Annotated in this window: 15 protein-coding genes and 2 tRNA genes; 6 read left to right on the forward strand and 11 right to left on the reverse strand. The window is 60.0% G+C overall.

The features are described 5' to 3' along the window. The first annotated feature begins 2 nt into the window (after positions 1-2). Both D0N36_RS11940 and D0N36_RS11945 read left to right on the forward strand, forming a co-directional pair. Complete coding sequence (locus D0N36_RS11940; protein WP_116941751.1) at positions 3-1,691, forward strand: glycosyltransferase family 39 protein; 1,689 nt, start codon at positions 3-5, stop codon at positions 1,689-1,691. 70 nt (positions 1,692-1,761) lie between these two features. Beyond that, a complete protein-coding gene (locus tag D0N36_RS11945; RefSeq protein WP_116941753.1) occupies positions 1,762-2,934 on the forward strand; it encodes a GNAT family N-acetyltransferase in 1,173 nt (390 codons plus the stop codon). A gap of 140 nt (positions 2,935-3,074) precedes the next feature. On the opposite strand, the gene coaE is transcribed toward D0N36_RS11945, so the two are convergent. The 10 genes from coaE to D0N36_RS11995 form a co-directional block, all read right to left on the reverse strand. Next, complete coding sequence (gene coaE / locus D0N36_RS11950) at positions 3,075-3,677, reverse strand: dephospho-CoA kinase (protein WP_116941755.1); 603 nt, start codon at positions 3,675-3,677, stop codon at positions 3,075-3,077. Positions 3,678-3,713: 36 nt separating this feature from the next. Beyond that, positions 3,714-4,475, reverse strand: coding sequence for a hypothetical protein (locus D0N36_RS11955; RefSeq protein WP_116941758.1), 762 nt, complete (start codon positions 4,473-4,475; stop codon positions 3,714-3,716). Further along, a complete protein-coding gene (locus D0N36_RS11960; RefSeq protein WP_116941760.1) occupies positions 4,463-4,957 on the reverse strand; it encodes a hypothetical protein in 495 nt (164 codons plus the stop codon). The genes D0N36_RS11955 and D0N36_RS11960 overlap by 13 nt, the downstream gene beginning before the upstream one ends. 607 nt (positions 4,958-5,564) lie before the next feature. Beyond that, the gene (locus D0N36_RS11965) at positions 5,565-6,485 is read right to left on the reverse strand and encodes a YbbR-like domain-containing protein (protein ID WP_116941762.1); all 921 of its coding nucleotides are present in this window, start codon (positions 6,483-6,485) and stop codon (positions 5,565-5,567) included. Between the two features lie 182 nt (positions 6,486-6,667). After that, entirely contained in the window at positions 6,668-6,988 is a 321-nt protein-coding gene (gene yajC, locus D0N36_RS11970; protein ID WP_116941764.1) for a preprotein translocase subunit YajC, read from the reverse strand. Positions 6,989-7,073: 85 nt separating this feature from the next. Then, positions 7,074-7,601, reverse strand: coding sequence for a DUF1573 domain-containing protein (locus D0N36_RS11975; protein WP_116941766.1), 528 nt, complete (start codon positions 7,599-7,601; stop codon positions 7,074-7,076). A gap of 216 nt (positions 7,602-7,817) precedes the next feature. Next, the gene (locus tag D0N36_RS11980) at positions 7,818-8,828 is read right to left on the reverse strand and encodes an isocitrate/isopropylmalate dehydrogenase family protein (RefSeq protein WP_116941767.1); all 1,011 of its coding nucleotides are present in this window, start codon (positions 8,826-8,828) and stop codon (positions 7,818-7,820) included. A 222-nt stretch (positions 8,829-9,050) separates the two neighbouring features. Further along, complete coding sequence (locus tag D0N36_RS11985) at positions 9,051-9,362, reverse strand: YtxH domain-containing protein (RefSeq protein ID WP_116941769.1); 312 nt, start codon at positions 9,360-9,362, stop codon at positions 9,051-9,053. Positions 9,363-9,528: 166 nt separating this feature from the next. Next, positions 9,529-10,713: a transcription antitermination factor NusB gene (gene nusB, locus D0N36_RS11990; protein WP_116941771.1), complete on the reverse strand. Its 1,185-nt coding sequence runs from the start codon at positions 10,711-10,713 to the stop codon at positions 9,529-9,531. Between the two features lie 97 nt (positions 10,714-10,810). Then, positions 10,811-11,902 carry a Glu/Leu/Phe/Val dehydrogenase dimerization domain-containing protein gene (locus tag D0N36_RS11995; RefSeq protein ID WP_116941773.1) on the reverse strand — a complete coding sequence of 364 codons (1,092 nt, stop codon included), beginning with the start codon at positions 11,900-11,902 and terminating at the stop codon, positions 10,811-10,813. A 403-nt stretch (positions 11,903-12,305) separates the two neighbouring features. Between D0N36_RS11995 and D0N36_RS12000 the strand changes: the two genes are divergently transcribed. Further along, a complete protein-coding gene (locus D0N36_RS12000) occupies positions 12,306-14,090 on the forward strand; it encodes an ABC transporter ATP-binding protein (protein ID WP_116941775.1) in 1,785 nt (594 codons plus the stop codon). Positions 14,091-14,202: 112 nt separating this feature from the next. On the opposite strand, the gene D0N36_RS12005 is transcribed toward D0N36_RS12000, so the two are convergent. Next, positions 14,203-14,598, reverse strand: a complete 396-nt coding sequence (locus D0N36_RS12005) for a T9SS type A sorting domain-containing protein (protein WP_116941777.1) — start codon at positions 14,596-14,598, stop codon at positions 14,203-14,205. A gap of 279 nt (positions 14,599-14,877) precedes the next feature. Between D0N36_RS12005 and D0N36_RS12010 the strand changes: the two genes are divergently transcribed. The 3 genes from D0N36_RS12010 (at position 14,878) to D0N36_RS12020 (ending at position 15,957) form a co-directional block, all read left to right on the forward strand. Then, positions 14,878-14,951, forward strand: a tRNA-Pro gene (locus D0N36_RS12010). Positions 14,952-15,004: 53 nt separating this feature from the next. Continuing rightward, a tRNA-Pro gene (locus tag D0N36_RS12015) sits at positions 15,005-15,077 on the forward strand. A 205-nt stretch (positions 15,078-15,282) separates the two neighbouring features. Then, positions 15,283-15,957 carry an outer membrane beta-barrel protein gene (locus tag D0N36_RS12020; protein WP_116941779.1) on the forward strand — a complete coding sequence of 225 codons (675 nt, stop codon included), beginning with the start codon at positions 15,283-15,285 and terminating at the stop codon, positions 15,955-15,957. The last annotated feature ends 5 nt before the right edge of the window (positions 15,958-15,962 follow it).

Below are 15,962 nucleotides of genomic sequence, written 5' to 3' on the forward strand. Positions count from 1 at the left end.
GCATGTTCCGATCAAAAACCACGTCTGCCCCGCAGTGGCTGCCATTGCCCGAAGAGCCCCAGGGCGGCCGTAAACTGGCCGAATGGCTGTTTTTTGGGCTATTGCTGGCGTTGGGTATGCTGCTGGTGGCCGACTATGGCGTGTCGTGGGATGAGGCCAACAACCACCTCAATGGCCTCGTCAACCTGAAATACCTGGCCAGCCTGCTGCCGGTGGGCGAGGGGCTGCGGCAGCACCCTACTTTCGCCATCACCCCCGACATCCGCGACTTCCCCGATGCCCATCATGGGCCGCTGTTCGAAATGGCAGCCGTCGTTGTAAACTTCCTCTTCACCGACCACGACTCCCGCTCCTACTTTCTGGTACGCCACCTGATGGTGTTCGGCGTGTTTGTCGGCGGCGTATGGGCAGTGTACCAATTGGCCCGGCGCTGGCTTGGCAGCTGGCGCTGGGGCCTGTTGGCGGCTGCGCTGCTGGTGGCCTCGCCCCGGTTTTTTGCCGAGGCTTTCTACAATGGCAAGGACATCGTATTTATGGCGTGCTTTACCCTGGCTATGCACACGCTGGCCCGGCTGCTGGCCCGGCCCACGCCGAGCCGGGCCCTGGTGCACGGCCTGGCAATAGCGCTGGCAGCCGGTATCCGGGTGCAGGGCCTGCAGTTGCTGCTGTTTACCGCCCTGGGCCTGGCACTAACGGCCGCCGCTGGGCATTACCGGCCGCAGCCCGCAGCCCGGCCTGCCTACGGCCGAATGGGTGCTTTGGTAGTGGTGGCGGCGCTGGGGGGGCTGGTGAGTATCTGGCCCTATCTGTGGGTGCATTCGCTGCCAAAGCTGCTCGACGTCAGTGCGCATGCCATGCATTATCCCTGGAAGTTCACCAACCTGTACTGGGGGCAGTTTTACAAATCGGCCGGGGTTCCGTGGCATTACGTGCCGGTTTGGTTGCTGATAACGACGCCGGTGGGGTACTCGCTGGCAGCGGCCGTGGGGCTGGGGGCGGTGGGCTGGCGCTGGGGGCAGGCCCTGGCCCGGCGGGTATGGCCGGCTGGCCCAGGGCCTGCCCTCGATGCGCTAGTGGCTACCTGGCTGCTGGGCCCGATTGGGGTAGTGATACTGATGGGCGCTTCCATCTACGACGGCTGGCGGCACCTGTACTTTGTGTATCCGGCGCTGGTGCTGCTGGCGGCCCGGGGCGTACAGCTGGTCTGGTGCCGTAGCCGGCAACCGGGGCGGGGCCGGCAGCTGGCCCTGGCCGGGCTGGCCGTTTTCGGGCTGGCTACGGCCCACACGGTGTGGCGCATGGCGCGCATGCATCCGTTTCAGAACCTCTATTTCAGCTTTCTGAGTGCCCCGGCAGCCGAGCGGCTGTTCGAGCGCGACTACTGGGGCCTTTCGTACCGTCGGGGGCTGGAGTGGCTGCTGGCAAATCAGCCGACCGGGCCGGTGCGCATCAACGTAACCGTGCCCAACTACCATCCGCTGTACAACAACAGCCTGATGCTGCCCGCTGCCCAGCGGCACCGTATTCAGTATGTGCCGCTGGCCGAAGCCGACTACTTTATGGGAGCTTACCGCTGGCATCCGCAGGCCTACCCCGATACGCTAGGCACCGAAATCTATACGCTCCGGGTTGAGGGAATAAAAACGCTGAGCATCTTCCGAAGGCCTCGTGCCGGAGCTGCCCGCCGGTAGCCCGCGCTTATCGGGCCAATTTCTCCCATGCCAGCAGCTACCAGCTGCTGGCTGCTAGCTTAAAAAAAATATGCCGCTCCTCGAAGTCAACAGCCCCGCCCTCGTCCGCCAGTTTCTCGACCTGCCGGTCCGGCTCTACCAGAATCAGCCCAACTGGATTTCGCCCCTCGACCCAGATGTTGAAGCCGTATTCGACCCGGCCAAAAATGGCCTGCTTGTCCGGGGCGAGGCCATCCGCTGGGTGCTAACCAACGCGGCCGGCACGGTGGTGGGGCGGGTGGCGGCCTTCGTCAATCGTGATGCCGGGCCGGCCGACCCCACGCTGCCGGTGGGCGGGATGGGCTTTTTTGAGTGCGAGAACGACCAGGCGACGGCCAACGAGCTGTTTGAAGCCGCCCGGCACTGGCTGGCCGCCCGCGGCATGGAGGCCATGGACGGGCCCATCAATTTCGGGGAGCGGGACCGGTTCTGGGGACTGCTGACGGATGGCTTTACCGAGCCCAACTACGGTATGTTCTTCCATCAGCCCTACTATCAGCCGCTGTTCGAGCAGTACGGCTTCGAGCTGTTTTTCCGGCAGTATACCTGCTACCGCGACGTAGATATGCCGCTGCACGCTACGTTTTCGCGGGCCTTCGACAAGTACGCGCAACAGTACCCGGTTTTTCAGTTCAGGCACGCCAACAAGCGCGACACCGAGAAGCTGGCCCATGATTTCCACCATGTGTACAACCTGGCCTGGGCCAACCATAGCGGCATCAACCCCATGAGCCTCGACAAGGCCCGCGAGCTGGTGAAGCAGATGCAGCCCGTGCTCGACGAGCGCCTGCTCTGGTTTGCCTACCACAACGACGAGCCGATTGCGTTCTTCGTGAGCCTGCCCGAATTAAATCAGATTTTCAAGCACGTCAGCCGCCGGTTCGGGCTGCTGGCCAAGCTGCGCTTCCTCTGGGAAAAGCGCCAATACATGCTGCGCCGCGATAAAAAGCTGTTTGGCGTGATCTTCGGGGTAGTGCCCGAGTGGCAGGGCCAGGGCGTCGAAAGCGCCCTCATGGTGCATGCCCGCGCCGAGTTTATGCGCGCCGGCTACCGCGAAATTGAGATGAACTGGATTGGTGACTTCAACCCCCGCATGCTGGCCCTCACGCGCTCCATCGGCGCCCGCATCTACAAAACCCACGTCACGTACCGCTACCTCTTCGACCGCGAACGGCCGTTCGAGCGCAGCCCGATTATCCGGTAGTTGGCGAAGTGAAGGAATATGTCAGGGTAAAAGATCTGTCATTCAGAGCGAAGCGAAGAATCTCGCGGGCAAGGGCAACTTCTGATAACAGATTTACTACTGCCTGCGAGATTCTTCGCTTCGCTCTGAATGACAGGGCTTTACTTTGCTAGCCCCTTCAACTCCGCATCCAGCTGCAGCACCTGCGGGATGAGCAGGTGTTCGTCGTCATTATGTATCACGTAGTCGGCGCGAGCCAGCTTTTCGTCCTCGCTCAACTGCTTGCCGATGATGGTGAGTACATCCTGCGCGCTGCGGTGCGGGTCGCGGAGCAGCACCCGCTGCTGGCGCAGGGACTGGGGCGCAAAAACGGTGGTGATGCGGTCGAGCTGTTTGTAAGCGCCTGATTCGTAGAGCAACGCGGCCTCCTTGAGCACATAGGCGTGGCCCTCGGCATGGCGGGCCGTGGCCCAGTCGGCAAAGTCGCGGCCGACGTGGGGGTGTACCAGCGCGTTGAGGCGGGCCAGCTGGGCGGGGTCGGGGAAGGCGACGCGGGCCAGGTAAGTGCGGTCGAGGCGGCCGGAAGCGTCGAAGGTTTCGGCGCCAAACGCTTCAGTCAGCTCCCGGCGCAGCTGCGGGTTGTGGGCCATTACCTGCTTGGCCCGGCTGTCGGAGTCGTAGAGGGGCACGCCCAGCACGGTAAACAGCCGGCCCACCATACTCTTGCCCGAGCCGATACCGCCCGTGATTCCTATTTTGAGCATCTGGCTGGCGTTTAGTGAGCGAATCGGGATTGGTTGCTACAGCGGTGCGGCCGGAGGAATAAGGCCGGCCAGCTGCCCGAAAAAGGGCATTCGGTGCTGCAGCGCAAAAGTATCTATATAGCCGCGCAGTTCCTGCTGCTCGGCCGTACTGGCTGCAAAATGCAGCTCCACGAGCCACAGGTGTACCTGGTAATAATCGAGCAGCCAGCCGTGGGTATCGAGCATAAACAGCGTCCGCAGCCGCGTGGGGCGGTGTACAGCCCGGCCCGTACGGTGGGCCGCTACTGCTTCGAAAGCGTATAGCAGCTCGGTGTACACGTTGTTTTCGAGTGCGGCCACGGCCGGAGCCTCGGTCCAGGTAGCGGCCACCCACTCGCCAAGCGCCTCGTATTGGCCAGTCAGAAAAAGTGCCTCGGCTACCAGGAAATGAAACCCCGCCGGAAACAGGTTGTAGAAGGCCGGCAAAGCGGCCGGGGCAGCCACCGTGCGGGCGGCATGGGCAGTAGCCTGCTGCCGTAGCCTACTTAGCAGCGCGGTCGGAAACGGGTGCTGCGGCGCATCATGGTGGGCGGCTATCAGCTCGGCAAAAGCCCGGCGGCCGTGCGGAAACGCGTGGCATTCGGCGGGCAGGGGCAGGGCCAGCAGCTGCGCCAGCCGCCGTCGCCAGGCCGGTTCATTCTGGGCCAGAAACTCACCCAGAAACAGCGTGCAGTGCCCAAAAAGCTGGGCCTGGGGCGTGGCGTTGTGCTGCAGATACGTGTTCAACACCTGGCCATAGGCCCCGTTCAGGTAAGCCAAATCCACAAACGACTCGACGTAGTACTCCTGCCCGGCCGGTGGGCGGCCAGCCGCAGCGCCAGCGCCGGAGCCGGGCCGGTAGGCATGGCCGGCCGCGTGATGCGCCCCAGGAAATAGCCCAGCAGCAGGCGCTCGGAGTACGCCAGCTGCTGCATGGCCAGCAGCTCCGGAATATCGGCGAGGTGGCCGGCTTCTACTTTCGCCTGCTGACTTAAAGCCTGCCCGAAGGCCGCAAAATCGGCGTGGCCGGCGTAGCGGGCCAGCGTGTCGAGCGTGTGCAGATGGTAGCCGCCTTCTTTTTCAACGAGGCCGAAAAACCGGCGCAGCGTGCTGGGGCTGAGCCGTCGTCCGCTCGTGGCTGGCGCCTGGCGCAACTCCTCCTCAAGGGCGTCGCAGTGGCTGGGGTAGCGTAGCGGCTGCCCAAAGCGGGTCGCAACGGCGGCCTGCAGGGCCGCATGAGTGGGTGGGGTAAGGCGGGGCACAGTGGGGCAGGGCGTAGTCGAACCCCAAAGAAAAAGAAATTTTTGGCCTTTGCGGATATGCGGATAGAAATAGAATTTTGTGCTCAGCAAATAGGGAGAAGCTATACAACCTCCTCTTCTGTTCTCTTGGCAGTTCTTTTGAAAAGCCGCAAAAAAGCTCCCTCAGCGGGGAAAGCAAAGTGCAACCCGGCTTCACTAACCGCAATCAGTGCGTACATGAAATGCCCTTACTGTGCCCGGAAAAACACGTACTTCCAGAGCACCTGTTCGTGCTGTGGGACGCGTAACCACGATAACAACAGTGTTTTAAGTGGTTCTTTAAACCTGCTTTTCCCCAGCAAGCAGGAGAAGCCGCCAGCCAGACCCAAGCAGTCCTTTTTCAGTTGAGCGCAACAGTGGGCGGGGTATATACCCGGTTCCTTAAACTTTGGGCAACGGCACAAAGACAGCAGGGCTGAAAGGCTTATTTGTATAATAGTGAGTGATATAGGCTAATAAAGCCCCGTAGAGGAGCACTGGTTGACAAACAACTTGGGCTACCTCTTCGGGGCTTTGGCGTTTGCAGAACCGGAGCCTTTTATCACGCTTTCCGGCAGCCAGACGTGTACTATTCGCTCTGCACCCGCACGCCCCGGGTGAGCACGAGGTAGCCGCGTACCTGGGGTGGTTTGCGCGACAGGAAGGGGCGCAGTACTGAGTCGGTGGGGCTGGCGAACTGGCCGTAGTGCAGCTGCACCCGCAACTGGTCGGGCCGGAAGGCTGCTGTGTCTTCGGGGAAGAACTGCAGCCGCACCCGTACCGTGGCCGGCGTCAGACGGAAGCGGCGGCCGGCGGGCGCGTCGAGCAGCTCGGGCACCACATCTACGGGCAGCGTTACTACGGGCCGGCGCACGAGGCGCACGCGTACATCGGTTACATCGGATTGCACCTGATCGGGGCCGCCAATGGGCACCTGTACGTCGCCCTGGGTGGAGCCGGCCGGGGCCTGGGGCAGGTGTACGGGGTAGGGGTCGGGTAGGGAGTTGACTTTACTGGCTGGCCCAGTGAAGGTGACGGCGTTTGGCTCGAAGCGGGCTTCGTAGGGCAGCGCGGCGCCGTCGGTGGCCGGGCTTAGGGCCAGCGGCAGGCGGCGGCTTACCAGCCGGTCGAGGTCAACCCACAGCGTATCAGAAATCAGGTAATTAAGCTGCAGCCCATCCATCGCCTGCTGCAGGGCGGGGCGCAGGCTGCCGGCCGTGAGGTAGCGGGTGGCCGGGTCGCGCAGCACTATTTCGGCGGGGCGCACCTCCAGTGGTAGCTGGCCCCGCAGCAGTTTCCAGCCCCGGCCGGTTACGTTCACGGCTACTTCGTTGGGCAGCGGCTGCACCGGCACAAAACGCGTGTTGTCGTAGCGGCACAGCAGCGGGTAGCTGATGCGGGTGGTGTAGGTTTTGTTGAGCGCGTTGAGCAGCCAGAAGGTGCTGGCTACCAGAAAGCAAGCCAGTACGGCCCGCCAATAGCTGCGCTCCTGCCCGAAAAACGGGCGCAAGAACCAGCGAAGCAGACGAATACTGGGGTGGGCAGACGACACAGGAAGTCAACTGAAAAAAGGTGAAAACGCGGCGGAAACCGATGCAAAAACCAAAATTCCGGCCTCCGGTTGCGCCCGAAGCCGGAATTCCGGAATCCACAAGATACTATAAGAGCCGGACTGGTACTCCGCCGCAGGTGCTACTCGGCCGCTGCGGTGGTTTTGCTGGCTACCTCGCGGGCAATGGCCGCGCGGTCGAAGCGCAGGCGTACAGCCTTATCTACTTCCACCGTCACCGATTCTTCGCTCAGGTCCACGATTTTGCCGTGCAGTCCGCCAATGGTTACCACATGGGCACCCTTGGCCAGGTTGGCGCGGAAGTTTTTGGCGGTGGCCGTGCGCTTCTGCTGGGGCCGGATCATGAAAAAGTAAACCACTCCGGCCATGGCCACGAGGGGTAGGTATTGGATAAGACCTCCGGCACCGGCGGCGGGGACTTGCAGCAAAAGAGAAGCGAACATAAGCGGGAGTTTCAGCGGGAGAGAGGCAGCGTTGGCAACGGCAGGGGGGAGCGGGCGCTACCGTCCGCTCCCCTCTGCCGTTGGCTTATTGCCGGTAGGGACCGTTCTGGCCGTCGGGCAGGATGTTGGTCTTGATGACCACTTTGTTGATGCTGGGCTGGGTGTTGGCCTGAATAGCCACTTCCTTGTTCTGCATCCCCGTTTTGCCGTGGGCGTCGAACTGTACGTCGATAATGCCCTTCCCACCGGGCGCAATAGGCTCCTTGGTCCAGTTGGGCGTGGTGCAACCGCAGGCGGCCGTGGCGTTTTCAATAATGAGCGGCGACTTACCGGTGTTGGTAAACTCAAAGGTGGTCTTCACTACCGCGTTCGGCTGAATATCACCGAAGTCGTGGTCAGTTTTGGCAAAAGTCATGACCGGCGCGTTGGGGTTGGGCGCCTCTGTTTCCGAACTCACGTTGGGATTGTCGATGAGCGGGGCAGCCGTGGCAGCGTTGGCATCGGCAGCGGCGGCATTCATGCCCTCGGTGCCCACTTCGCCCGGGTTGTTGTTGCAGGCGCCCAACAGAAGCGCACTGGAAAGCAGCAGAGAAGAAAGCAGTGTACGTTTCATAGGAGACTGAAAATCAAGATGAGAAGCCGATATATGGCTTCTAAAAGACAAAGATAAGCACGCTTGAGTTGCAGTAAGAAATGAGGTGGAACAACGGCCCTGTCACTCCGAAGAAGGATGAGTCAGAGTCAAATAGCTGAACACCAGCGTTCAAATGGCTTAACTTGGACTCCTTCTTCGCCGGAACGATAGGGCGAACAGCTCACCTCGCACCTCTTACTTCCCCAGGTTGCCGATAATGGCCTGGGTGAACTCGCTGGTAGATGCCGAGCCACCCAGGTCGCCGGTGCACTTGCTCTTGTCCTGGAGCGTCAGGTTGAGGGCTTTCTCAATCTGGTCTGCCTTGTCGTGCTGACCGATGTAGTGCAGCATCATCAGGGCCGAGCGTAACAGGGCGGTGGGGTTGGCCTTGCCCTGGCCGGCAATGTCGGGGGCCGAGCCGTGGACGGCCTCAAAAATGGCCATGTCGTCGCCGATGTTGGCGCCAGCTACCACGCCCAGGCCGCCTACCAGGCCGGCGCACAGGTCGGAGAGGATGTCGCCGAACAGGTTGGTGGTTACAATCACATCGAACTGCTCAGGCCGCATCACCAGCTGCATGCACATGTTGTCGATGATTTTCTCCTCATACTGAATCTGCGGAAACTCGCGGCTGGCGTCCTGGCAGGCTTCGAGCATAATGGTACCGGCCATTTTAAGGATGTTGGCTTTGTGGGCCAGCGTTACCTTTTTGCGCTTGTGCTTGGCGGCGTAAGCAAAGGCAGCCCGGCAGATTTTGCGGGCTCCCTCGCGGGTAATGCGGTTGAACGAGTCGGCAATGCCCAGCTTCTCATCGTACACCTCCAAGCCCGAGTACAGGCCCTCCGTGTTTTCGCGGAACAGCACCAAGTCGATGCCCGAATCGGCGTAGCGCGAAGCAATGCCGGCGGTAGTCAGGGACGGGCGTACGTTCTGGTAGAGGTCGTACTTCTGGCGCAGGCTCACGTTGATGCTGCGGAAACCCTTGCCCACGGGCGTTGTGATAGGGCCTTTGAGGGCCACCCGGTTTTTCTCCAGCGAGTCGAGCAGGGCCTGTGGAATAAGCTCGCCCGAGGCATCGAAGGTGGTCTGGCCCGCGTTCTGCTCCTCCCACTGCACCGGCACCTCGGCGGCGGCAAAAATATCGGTTACTGCTTTCGTGATTTCGGGACCAATACCGTCGCCGGGGATGAGGGTGATGAGTTGCATTGCGTGGAAGAGTTGATGGTTTGAAGGGCGGCCCGGCCGCTCGGAGCAGCAGTAGCGGGAACGTTTCCGTAAAGGTACCGATACCGAAGCGGAGCGGGCAACGAAAAGTGCCGAAGCCCCGACAGTTGCGTCAGTTCTCCGGCACTTTTCTGAACAGAAACAACAAAAAAGCAGAAAGCATCCGCAACGGTGCGCCGGATATCCGGTGCGTGGTAGAGCTGCTTACAGCGTTTTACGCGAGTTAATCTGGTCGATGAGCTGGTCGACGTCGCCCAGCAGCTGTTCGGCCTTGCTCTTGGCATCCTGAATTACGCGCTGGCCCTCGCTCTTGGCCGAGCTGGGCCCTTGGTCGGAGCGGCTCGTTACGAGGTTTTCGGTGAGGTCGGCCAGGGTTTCGCGGTACTTTTCGAGCTGGTAGCTGAGCCAGCTACGGGTTTCGCGGCCCTTTTCGGGGGCATATAACAGGCCAACCACGGCCCCGGTGAGGGCGCCGCCGGCAAAGCAGAGAATACCAGTAGTGGTTTTGCTACTCATGGGAGAGGTGAGTACGGGGAGGTGGAAAGGAATATTAGCTATAAGTACGCAGATGAGTAGGGAGTAGTTGGCATAAGACACGAGTACAAAGACGCGGGAGGTGAGACAGCGATTCGCCCTAACGGAGCATCCGTCTTACTTCTCATGTCTTTGTACCCGTATCTGACTACTGATTGTCCAGCAAACCGCGGCCCGACTTGCGGATGGCGCCGCTGGCCGTCAGGTCCTGGGCCAGCTTGTCGAGGATGCCGTTGACGAACTGCTTGCTTTTAGGCGTGCTGTAGTTCTTGCTGATCTCGATGTACTCGTTGATGGTCACCTTTACTGGGATGGCCCGGAACAGGTGCATCTCGCAGAGCGCCATTTTCAGCAGAATCTTGTCCGTCAGGGCCACGCGGTCTACGTCCCAGTTCTGCGACGAGTCGGCAATAAGCTGCTCGTACTGCGCGTCGTCGGCCAGCGTCTGCTGGTAGAGGCTCTCGGCAAACTCCTTGTCCTCGGCCCAGTTGGCCGACAGCGACATGAGCACCATATTCTCGTCGGCGGCCTCGTCGAGCATCTTCACCGTTTTGATAACCAGGTTCTTCACCACTGAGCGGTTTTCCTCCCAGTTCTGGTCGTCCTCCTCAATGTACTCGGGCAGGGCCGTGCCCTTAAACACGAACTCCTTGTAGAGGTGCTTGAGCATTTCCTGGTCTTCGGCGTAGCTGCCGGCTGGGGCGGCCAGATAGCTCAGCAGCGCGGGGTCCTGCTTCATCTCATTGCGCCAGGCTGCCCGCAGCGCGTCCAGCTCAGGCTGGCCGTGCCACTTCTGGTTGCGCCGGATGGTCAGATCCTGCAGCTGCAGGTTCTCCATGAGCTTGATGAGGGCCTGGTTTTCCGAGAGCCGGGTGGTGTCGAGCAACGGCTCCGGAGAGGCCGTCAGCCGCCGCGAGTCGCGGCCACGCTCCTGCTGCAGTATCTGCAGCAGCACCTCCGGAATGTTGAGCAGGTGCAGATACTGGTCATGAATGCCCTCGGCCCCGCTCACCAGCTGGCCGGCATAGTACACCTTGTCCTTGGCTACGGCCTTCTGGTAGAACTTGATGGCCTCCTGCACCGCGTCGTTCACGTCGGCATCGTCGGTCGGCTCCGGGGTTTCGCCCGATTTGTGCCACTCCTTGAAGATAACCTCGCCCATCTTGCGCTGGCCTTGCAGCAGCTTGCGGTCGGGGGCTTCAGCCGCCGTCAGGTCGGGTAGGAAGGCTTCCGCAATCCGCTCAAGAGCCAAAGAATAATCGGACCCGACGGCCTGATGGTAGGCGTACAGGGCCTGCATGACCTTGATGCGGAGCGTGCGACGGTTGAGCATTGGGTAGAATTGGTTTAGAGCTTGGTAATCTGTGCATAGTGCTTAGGCTGTTCTATTGAGTCCTAAGCACTATGCACAAATCACTAAGCTCTAAAAATTAATAAGTGGATTTTACCTTGCCGATGGCGGCGATGCGCTCTTCGGCCTGGCGGGTGGCGGCGGCCTGTGGGTGGCTGCCTTCCTGCTCGGCCTTGGCCAGCACCTGCGTGGTGATGTCGTAAATTTTCTCGGTCTGGATGAGGGCTGCCTCGCGGTTGCCGCCCACTACTTCCGAGTACACGTTGATGAGACCGCCGGCGTTGATGAGGAAGTCGGGGGCGTACACGATGCCGCGCTTCACCAGCTCGGGACCGTGGATGTTCTCATCGGCCAGCTGGTTGTTGGCGCAGCCGGCCACTACCTGGCACTTCAGGCGCGGAATGGTATCGGAGTTGAGCGTAGCACCCAGCGCGCAGGGCGAGTAGATGTCCACGTCCTGGTCGTAGATGTCGTTGAGGCCGACCATCTGGGCACCGAAGCGGTTGGCCGCGTCGAGGGCCCGGTCTTCATAATAGTCGCTCACGATGAGCTGAGCGCCTTCTTTCTGCAGATATTCCAGCAGGTAGGTGCCCACATGGCCCATGCCCTGCACGGCAATGCGCTTGCCGGCCAGCGAGTCGGAGCCGAAAGCGCGCTTGGCGGCGGCTTTCATACCCATGTAGGTACCGTACGCCGTTACGGGCGAAGGGTCGCCGCTGCCGCCCATGCTCTCGGGCAGGCCCGAAACGTGCTTGGTTTCCATCCGGATGAACTCCATGTCGCGGGTGGTCATGTTCACATCTTCGGCCGTAATGTACTTACCGTTGAGGTTCTGCACGAAGCGGCCGAATTTGCGCAGCAGCGCCTCGGTTTTCATGGTGGCGGCGTCGCCGATGATGACGGCCTTGCCACCGCCCAGGTTCAGGCCCGAAATGGCTGCCTTGTAGGTCATGCCGCGGCTTAGGCGCAGCACGTCGTTCAGGGCTTCGGCGTCGGAGGCGTAGTGCCACATGCGGGTACCGCCCAGCGCAGGGCCGAGTACGGTGTTATGAATGCCGATGATGGCCTTCAGGCCGGTTTCGTGGTCGTGGCAGTACACTACCTGCTCGTGCTGGAACTCGGCAATCTGTCCGAAAATGGAGGCCTCGGTTACTACTTGCGTTTCAACCATAACGTGGGGGAGATGGAAAATGGGTGGGTGGGAAGGGGAGGATTGGCGTACCTTCGCGGTGGTTGCGGCCCGCTGCCAACGCCCGGCAGTCGTTAAACGATTGGTAACGCCTTGTGGCTGTTTTCCCTTCGCTCAATGAACGCCCCGCGCGGCTCCGGCCCGATGCCCCCGCAATTCGGGTGCAAAAGTACGCCGATTTGCGGGAGTTTAGAAGTTAGAAATTACGGTACGGGTAGAGGCGCACTATTTTGCGTATCGTCGTTGCGGATGTTGCTCGTACTATATAGGTCGTGCAACGGACGCAAAATAGGGCATCTCTACGCCGGTCAGATAACCCAATGAAACCCTTTCCGCGTTTTCTGGCTTTCTAACTTCCTGTTGCCAAACTTTTCAATTCCGCCTAGTGCCCGCACTCTCCGCAACCAACAAATACCTGCTGCGCTACAAATGGCACTTCCTTGGGGGCGTGCTGTTTGTGGGCCTGAGCACGCTGCTGGCCATCTTCCCGGCCCAGATTGTGCGCTACGCCTTCGATCTGGTAGGCGAGGGCATAGACCTCTACCACCTCTACGGCGGTACCCGCGCTCAAACGCAGGTCTACGAGCTGTTCGGGCGCAACGTGCTGCTCTACGCACTGCTGATTCTGGCCATGGCGCTACTACGGGGCATCTTCCTGTTTTTCATGCGCCAGACACTCATCGTGATGAGCCGGCTGGTGGAAAACGACCAGAAGAACGAAATTTATCAGCATTACCAGAGCCTGCCACTGAGCTTCTACCGCCGCCACAGCACCGGCGACCTGATGTCGCGCATTTCGGAAGATGTGGGCCGGGTGCGTATGTATATCGGGCCGGCCATCATGTATTTTATGCAGCTCGTGCTGCTGTTCGTGCTCATCGTGCCGCTCATGCTCATGGTGAACGTGAAGCTGACGCTTTACACGTTGCTGCCGCTGCCGGTACTCAGCGTGAGCATTTTCTACGTCAATAACATCATCCAGCGCAAATCCGACGAAATTCAACGCTCGCTCTCGGGCATGACGACTTTCGTGCAGGAGGCCTTTTCGGGTATCCGGGTCATCAAGTCGTTCGTGCGCGAGCAGGACTCGCACCGGCAGTTCACGGCGGCTTCCAACGAGTACAAGGAAAAGTCGCTGAGCCTGAATTTCGTCAACTCGCTATTTTTCCCCCTGATTCTGTTTCTGGTGGGCCTGAGCACGATTATTACTGTGTGGGTAGGCGGCCAGGAAGTGATTCGGGGCACGATTACCACCGGCAGCATTGCCGAGTTTCTGATTTACGTGAACCTGCTCACCTGGCCCGTTACGGCTCTGGGCTGGACTTCCTCGCTCGTGCAGCGCGCCGAGGCTTCGCAGGCCCGCATCAACGAGTTTCTGGACCAGAAAACGGATATCGTCTCGCGCCAGAACATTGAGCTGGACATCAAGGGCGACATTGCTTTCGAGCACGTTTCCTTCACCTACCCCGACACCGGCATCCAGGCTTTGCGCGACGTGTCGTTCCGCATCCGGCCGGGCCAGACGCTAGCCGTTATCGGCAACACCGGCTCGGGCAAAAGCACCGTGGCGGCCCTGCTCTCGCGCCTTTATGACGTCACCGAGGGGAGCATCAGCGTCGATAACGTGGATGTGCGCGACCTGGCCCTCACCTCGCTGCGCAGCCAGATTGGCTACGTACCCCAGGACGTGTTTCTGTTTTCCGATTCCATTCGCAATAACATCAACTTCGGTCTCGATGAGCCCGACGAGGCCCGGATGCTGCAAGCCGCCCGCGACGCGAACGTGTACAACAACATCATCGACTTCCCGCAGGGCTTCGATACCAAGCTCGGCGAGCGGGGCATTACGCTTTCGGGCGGGCAGAAGCAGCGCGTCAGCATTGCCCGGGCCCTGGTGAAGGAACCCAAAATCCTGATTCTGGACGACGCCCTCTCGGCCGTGGATACCGACACCGAAAACGCCATTCTGGGGGCGTTGCAGCGCATCATGCACAACCGCACCAGCCTCATCATCAGCCACCGTGTGAGCTCGGTAAAGCTGGCCGACGAAATCCTGGTGCTCGACGACGGCCAGATTGTGCAGCACGGCACCCACGAAGTCCTCATGCGCGACGAGCAGGGCCTCTACCGCGCCCTCTACGAGCGGCAGCTCCAGAGCGAAGAAGCGTAGGGGGTAAAGAGTAAGTCAAAGAGAAAAGGTCAAAAGTAAAAGCCGTTGAATATTGGCGCTTGGCCCATTCAACGGCTTTTACTTTTGACCTATTCTCTTTGACTTACAGAAGCTACTGCCCCAGAATCACGCGCTTCATGCCACGCCGCTCGCCGGCCACGCACTTCACGATGTAGGCGCCGCGGGGCAGGTTGGCCACGCTGAGCACCACCGCCGACTCGCCGGCCAGCAGCACGTCGCGGGTGATGACGGGGCGGCCATCGATACCGTTGACCTCGATGCGGGTAGGGCCGGTGGCGTCGGTGCGCACGGTCAGGGCGTTGGTAACGGGGTTGAGGTCGAGCCGCAACTTCAGGGCCTCGTTATGAGCCGCCGGCGTCTCCATCTTGTTGGTAATCAGGGCCGGGGGAGCCGCGGCTACGGTGGTAGCGGCCGGGGCCTGGGCCCGCGCTACGGAGCCAACCGCCAGCAACGCCAGCAGGCAAACCAGGAAAGTAAAGGTTTTCATAGACGTGCTGAAAAACGAGGTTCAATGCGGGCAGGGAAGATACGATGAACACCCCTGCTACCGGTTTTGCCGGCCTAAAAGTAAGCCGCCAATGCTGGACAAGAAGCGCGCCAAACCAACTTTATTTGGCGGCCGTTGCTTTCGCAGTAGGAGACAATCAACACGCAAACAGTTGCATAAAGGGTTTCACTGGCAACAGGCCCCGCTCAGGCGCAAGAAAAACCGCGGGTTTGCTTGCATCATAGCCACCGGTAGCCTTACCTTTGCCTCATCATTCATCGGGGTGTAGCGTAGCCTGGTATCGCGCCAGCATGGGGTGCTGGAGGTCGTAGGTTCGAATCCTGCCACTCCGACGACGAATGTTTTTCGATTAAGCCTCCGGGAACCCCACCCGGAGGCTTTTTTTCGGGGTGTAGCGTAGCCCGGTATCGCGCTGCTTTGGGAGCAGGAGGCCGCAGGTTCGAATCCTGCCACCCCGACTTCACCGTACTCTCTCTCAAACTGCCCGCTGGACTTTGGTCCGGCGGGCAGTTTGGCGTTTAAGGCAATTGGATGTCGGTGGGAGTTGAGCCATAGAAAATAGATAGAGTTATACCGATACTAAAGAATATAAAGCGGCCGTTGAATCGTCGTCCGATCATCAGTAAACGCTCAATTTCGCCTATTTTTTATCTTTCCTCTACTATGAAAAAGGCCCTCCTCGGCGCGTTTCTCCTAAGCGCCGGTGCCCTATCGGCCCAGGCTCAGATTTCGGCTGGTACCAAGCTACTTACCGGCTCTATTGGCTATAGCCAGCAGAAGCAGGAAACAAGCTCTCCGATTATTAGGGGCCAACGCCTAGACGTGAAATACAAGCAATTCAATTTTAATCCGAGCGGCGGCTATTTTGTGGCTGATAATCTAGCCCTAGGCATAACAGGCGGGCTATATCTGGCTGCTTCCCAAAACTATAACTACGCTTTATCCCTTGGGCAGGTCCAGAAGGAAGAGAGGAAAACCAGAGCATTAAGCGGCGGAATCTTCGGTCGTTATTATAAATTTTTGGGGGATAAATTCGCTTTATACGGCCAGCTAGGCGGCGGCTATCAGAACGTTTATAATTCCAACAGCCCAGATGTCGCGGCACCTTATCCAATCACGAGTCGGCAATGGGGTTTATATGCTAATCTGTTGCCGGGCATCGTATTTTTCCCCGTTGATAAGCTGGGGTTGGAACTCGCTCTTCGCGGAGTAAGATACGGCCACGTGAAGACGGCATATGGCCAAAATGGGCTCCGTACGACTGATAGTAGTTTCAATTTCGGCTTCGGCCTCAACGACCTGAACCTAGGCATCTCGCTCTACCTTGGCCGCAACTAAATCCA

This window comes from Hymenobacter lapidiphilus, from assembly GCF_003417065.2.
In the GTDB taxonomy this organism is placed as follows: domain Bacteria; phylum Bacteroidota; class Bacteroidia; order Cytophagales; family Hymenobacteraceae; genus Hymenobacter.